Annotated in this window: 5 protein-coding genes; all 5 read right to left on the reverse strand. The window is 61.1% G+C overall.

Features of this window, described 5'->3' with window-relative positions:
• Positions 1–210 precede the first annotated feature (210 nt).
• The gene (locus JWR14_RS23215) at positions 211–1212 is read right to left on the reverse strand and encodes a SprT family zinc-dependent metalloprotease (RefSeq protein ID WP_299712562.1); all 1002 of its coding nucleotides are present in this window, start codon (positions 1210–1212) and stop codon (positions 211–213) included.
• A 96-nt stretch (positions 1213–1308) separates the two neighbouring features.
• A complete protein-coding gene (locus tag JWR14_RS23220; protein ID WP_299712565.1) occupies positions 1309–2130 on the reverse strand; it encodes a lysophospholipid acyltransferase family protein in 822 nt (273 codons plus the stop codon).
• An 84-nt stretch (positions 2131–2214) separates the two neighbouring features.
• Entirely contained in the window at positions 2215–2778 is a 564-nt protein-coding gene (gene gmhB, locus JWR14_RS23225) for a D-glycero-beta-D-manno-heptose 1,7-bisphosphate 7-phosphatase (RefSeq protein ID WP_299712568.1), read from the reverse strand.
• 11 nt (positions 2779–2789) lie between these two features.
• Positions 2790–4889 (reverse strand): glycine--tRNA ligase subunit beta, encoded by a 2100-nt coding sequence (gene glyS, locus JWR14_RS23230; RefSeq protein WP_299712571.1) that lies wholly within the window; start codon positions 4887–4889, stop codon positions 2790–2792.
• Between the two features lie 18 nt (positions 4890–4907).
• The coding region (locus JWR14_RS23235; protein WP_299712574.1) for a glycine--tRNA ligase subunit alpha at positions 4908–5371 on the reverse strand (464 nt) is incomplete at its 5' end.

Consider the following 5371-nt stretch of genomic DNA (forward strand, 5'->3'; position numbering starts at 1 on the left):
CAAATCTCCGACTCGCAGCATGGTATGAAGAAGTCGCATAATGGGATTCCTGTGGGGAATGTAATGGAACGGATGGTCCGCTTTCCTGTGTCTCTTGGCGTGTCTCAGTGAACAGCGCGCACGTTGAAAACGGCCACATCCAAAATTGTACCGCTCGTCGCAAAGGCTCGCAGCGCGCTGCACGACGCTTTTTTCCTCGCCGGCGAAGCGTCAAAGCAGCGGCAACAATTCGGGCGGATGATGCTTGAGCGTATGCCGTGCTTCGCGGAAGTCCGGAAAAATGGATTCGACCGTGGCCCAGAATCGTGCACTGTGATTCATCTCCCGAAGGTGTGCGAGTTCGTGCGCGACCACGTAGTCGATCACATGCACGGGGAAATGAATCAGCCGCCAGTTGAGGCGGATCTTGCCGTCGCTGGAGCAACTGCCCCAGCGCGTAGCTGCAGACGACAACGCATAGGCCCTGAACTCCACGCCTAATTTGGCCGCGTACACCGGCAACCGCTCGCCAAAAACCTGCAACGCCTGAACATGCAGCCAGCGCTGCACTCGCTCGCGAGCGAGCTGAACATCTGCTAGTTCGGGAAGGCCGAGCCACAGCACGCCGGTTTCGATATCGAACGCCGGCCGCGTTGCGCTCTTGCCGGCCGTGCCCGGCGCGGCGCTCATCATGACGGTGACGGTCTGCCCGAGATACGGAAGCTGCGCGCCATCCTTCCATTCAATCCGCGGCACCGCGCGTTGTTCCACGCGCGTTTGCCACTCGGTCAGCTTCTTGAAGATCCACTTTTCCTTCTCGGCAATCGCGCTTTCTATTGCGCCGATTGTTACCCAACGCGGCGCGGTAATCGCCAGACCGGTGCCGTCGATAGTGAAGCCGATCGTCCGGCGCGACGAACGTTTCAAGCGGTAATCGAGCATCTGCGAACCGAGCAGGAGTTGCCGGTTGCGCGAACCGTCGGGCGCAAGGGGTGCACGCAATGGCGGAGCGGAAGGGCTCGCGGTCTCGGTTGTATCGGTAGGCGCGACATCGCCACGCAATGTTGCAGGCATGGCGGGGGGCGGTGCAGCGGGTGCGGCAGGAGAGCCCGACATAGCAGGCGATGGTGCCGCGCTCGACAGCCTTGGCTCACTGGGGAGGTTGAGCGGCAGGTCGAGTTGCGGGTTGTCGAGCGCGGCAGCGGGACGCTGGCGCGGGGGAGTCTTCTGCATCGGCTCAGCTTGGCGCACTCGGCGCAGGAATGACGGAAAGAACAACACTAACGATAGAAACGAACGTAACGAGCCTGACGATAACGACATCCGGACCTACAGGCCGGTAGCCGCGCCCTGAGACTTCGACCCAGAGTCGGACTCAGACCTGGAGTCAGAATCAGAATCAGACCCAGCGGCGAAACGATCGGCGGGACCGTACGAGTCCGGATCAATACGGCGCATTTCCGTTTCGATCCAGCGCTCCACGCGCAGGTTGACTTCTTCCGGCGTGAGGCCTGTCGTGTCGATCGGACGACCAATTGACATAGTGACTATACCCGCATATTTGAGAAACGATTTCCGCGGCCATACGTGTCCGGCGTTGTGGGCAACCGGCACGACCGGTGCGCCCGCCGCGCAGGCGAAGCGCGCACCGCCCGACTTGTACTTGCCCTGCTGGCCCACACGCGTGCGCGTGCCTTCCGGGAACATGATGACCCACGCCCCTTCGGCCATGCGCTCGCGCCCTTGCCGCGCCACCGATGCAAACGCATCCTTGCCCTGACGCCGGTCGATATGAACCATCTTCAGCATGCCCATGGTCCAGCCGAAGAATGGTACGAACAGCAACTCACGCTTGAACACATAGCAGAGCGGTCGCGGCATCAATGCGGGGAATGCCAGCGTTTCCCAAGCCGACTGGTGCTTCGACAACAGCACGGCGGGACCATCGGGCAGGTTCTCCATGCCTTCAATCTGATAGCGGATGTTGTTCAGGTAGCGCATCACCACGATGCATGACTTGCACCAGTACGCCGCCATCCAGTAACGCTTTTCAGCGCGCATGAACGGGAACACGAGGAAGCACACGCACGCGTACGGCACCGTATAAACGGCGAAAAAAACCATCAGCAACAGCGAACGAATGAAGCGCATCGGCTTGAATAAGTCTTATGTGATGTGACGAAAAAAACCTGCGACGGATCAGTCGGGTCAGCGAGACCAATCAGATCAGCCGGGTCAGTCGTGATGGGCGGCGAGGAAGTCGAGCGCGAAGGTGCGCAGGTCGTTGTGTACCTTCGTATTCGGCGGCAGATTGCCCGCTGCCAGCGTTTTACGTCCCTTGCCGGTCAGCACCAGATGCGGTGCAAAGCCGAGCGCCGCGCCCGCTTGCAGGTCGCGCAGCGAGTCGCCGACCATGGGCGTATCGGCGGGATCGATCTCGAAGCGCTCCACAATTTGCTGCAACATGCCGGGCTTCGGCTTGCGGCACTCGCACTCGTCTTCCTGCGTGTGCGGACAGAAAAACACGGCGTCGATGCGGCCACCTACCGTCGCCGCCGCCCGGTTCATTTTTTCGTGCATTGCGTTGAGCGCGGCCATGTCGAACAGACCACGGCCTATACCCGATTGATTCGACGCAATCGCCACGCGGTAGCCGGCCTGGTTCAAACGCGCGATCGCTTCCAGACTGCCGGGGATGGCAACCCATTCGTCGGGCGACTTGATGAATGCGTCGGAGTCGACGTTGATCACGCCGTCACGATCGAGAACCACCAGTTTCTTGTTTGCGTTGGTCGGCATGGTGTGGCGCATCAGGCGGCAAGCTTCGAAATGTCCGCGACGCAATTCATTTGCTGATGCAGTGCGCCGAGAAGAGCCAGGCGGTTGTTACGCAACGCCGGATCCTCCGCGTTCACCATCACGTCGTTGAAGAAAGTATCCACGGCGTCGCGCAATGCGGACAGCGCCGACAGTGCTTCCGTGTAATTGCGTTCGGCCAGTTGCGTCTGCACGCGCGGCGCAACTTGTTCGAGCTGGGCGTACAGCGCCTTTTCCGCGGCTTCTTGAAGCAAAGCTGGCTGCACGCTCGCCGGCACGCCTTCCGCCGACTTCTTCAGGATATTCGAAATACGTTTATTCGCCGCGGCAAGCGATGCAGCTTCCGGCAACGACGCGAATTCGCGCACGGCGTCCAGACGCGCGACGATGTCATCCAGGCGCGTGGGATTCAGGCTCAGCACCGCGTCGATCTCAATTGCGTTGAAACCGCGCTCGCGCAGCACGCCGCGCAGCCGGTCCATGAAAAACGCGTAGATGGCGTCAGTTGAATCGACGACTTGCGGCATGTCCGCGAATTGCTTGTGTGCAATACGCAGCAAGTCGAACAAGTCGATGGCAAGGCGCTTTTCCAGGAGGATGCGCAACACGCCGAGTGCGTGACGACGCAGCGCGAACGGATCTTTCTCGCCGGTTGGCTGCAGGCCAATGCCCCAGATGCCGACGAGCGTTTCCAGTTTGTCGGCCAAAGCGACCGCGCTGCTCACGCCGGTGGCCGGGGTTTCATCGCCGGAAAAACGCGGCTGATAATGTTCCGAACACGCGAGCGCGACTTCTTCCGGCTCGCCGTCGTGGCGTGCGTAGTACGTGCCCATGGTCCCTTGCAACTCCGGGAACTCGCCGACCATGTCGGTGATCAGGTCAGCCTTCGCGAGCAAGGCGGCGCGCTTCGTGACGGCCACATCCACGCCGATCATGGGCGCGATTTCGCCAGCCAGCGCTTCAAGCCGCTGTACGCGTTGCAACTGCGAACCGAGCTTGTTGTGATACACCACGTTCGCGAGTAGCGGCACGCGGTCGGCGAGGCGTTTCTTCTTGTCTTGCTCGAAGAAGAACTTGGCGTCGGCCAGACGCGGGCGGATCACGCGCTCGTTGCCTTCCACAATATCGCCCGGCGTTTGCGTCTCGATGTTCGACACGATCAGGAAACGCGAACGCAGCTTGCCGTGCTCATCAGTCAGCGCGAAATATTTCTGGTTCGTCTGCATGGTGAGGATCAGGCATTCCTGCGGCACTTGCAGGAACGATTCGTCGAAACGGCACTGATACACGACCGGCCATTCGACCAGCGCGTTCACTTCGTCCAGCAACGACTCAGGCATCACTACGCGGTCTTCGCCCGCGAACGCCAGCAATTGCGTGCGGATGGATTCGCGGCGGTCATCGAAATTCGCTACGACCTTGCCTTTCGAGCGAAGGGTCTCGGAGTAGTCGTCGGCGTGTGCGATCGGAACAAAACCTTCCGACATGAAGCGATGACCCAGCGTGGTGTCGCCGGAGTCGATGCCGAGCGCGCTCACCGGCACAATCTCGCGGCCATGCAACGCGATCAGCCCGTGCACCGGCCGCACGAACTGCACGCTGGTGCCGTCTGGCCGCTGATACGTCATCAGCTTTGGGATAGGCAACTTGCCGAGCGTTTCTTGCAGAGCGGTCTGCAGGCCTTCGGCAAGCGTTGCGCCGGGCGCTGCATAGCGCAGGAAAAACGCTTCTGCCTTGCCGTCCTGAGCGCGTTCGAGATCGCCGATGGCGAAGTCGGGGAAACCCAGCGCGGCGAGTTTCTTCGCGAGCGGCGCGGTGGGCTGGCCGTCTTTGTCCAGTGCGACGGAAACCGGCAGCACCTTCTCGCGCACTTGCCGTTCCGGCGCGACTGCGCGCACGTTCTTGATGAGCACGGCGAGACGTCGCGGCGTGGCGTATTTTTCGAAACTCGCTTCGCCTTCAATCAGGTCGCGCGCGGCAAGCCGCTGCACGATGCCTTCAGCAAACGAGGTGCCCAGGCGCGCGAGCGCTTTCGGCGGAAGTTCTTCGGTCCGCAGCTCGACGAGCAGCGATGCAAGATTGGTTTCGGTCATTGTTATGTCGTGCTCTGGTCAGGCCTGATCGATATTGCGCTCGACCTTAAGCGCCGGCGCCCACGCGGGCTTGGCGGCATCTTGTGCGTCCGAAACGAGTCCGGCCGCGGCGTGTACGGGATTGCCCAGCATCGGGAAACCGAGCGCTTCACGCGACTCGTAATAGCCCTTGGCGACCGCACGCGACAAATCGCGAATCCGGCCGATATACGCCGCACGCTCCGTCACCGAAATCGCCCCGCGTGCGTCCAGCAAGTTGAACGTGTGGCCGGCTTTCAGCACGAGCTCATACGCGGGCAGCGAGAGCTTCGCTTCGATCATCTTCTGTGCTTCGGCTTCGTAGCTCTTGAAGAACGTGAACAGCAGGTCGACGTTCGCGTGCTCGAAGTTGTAGGTGGATTGCTCGACTTCGTTCTGGTGATACACGTCGCCATAGGTCAGGCGCCGGAGTTCGCGGCCGTTCGGGCCTTCCTCTTCCCATT

This window comes from Caballeronia sp., assembly GCF_028292365.1.
In the GTDB taxonomy this organism is placed as follows: Bacteria; Pseudomonadota; Gammaproteobacteria; order Burkholderiales; family Burkholderiaceae; genus Caballeronia.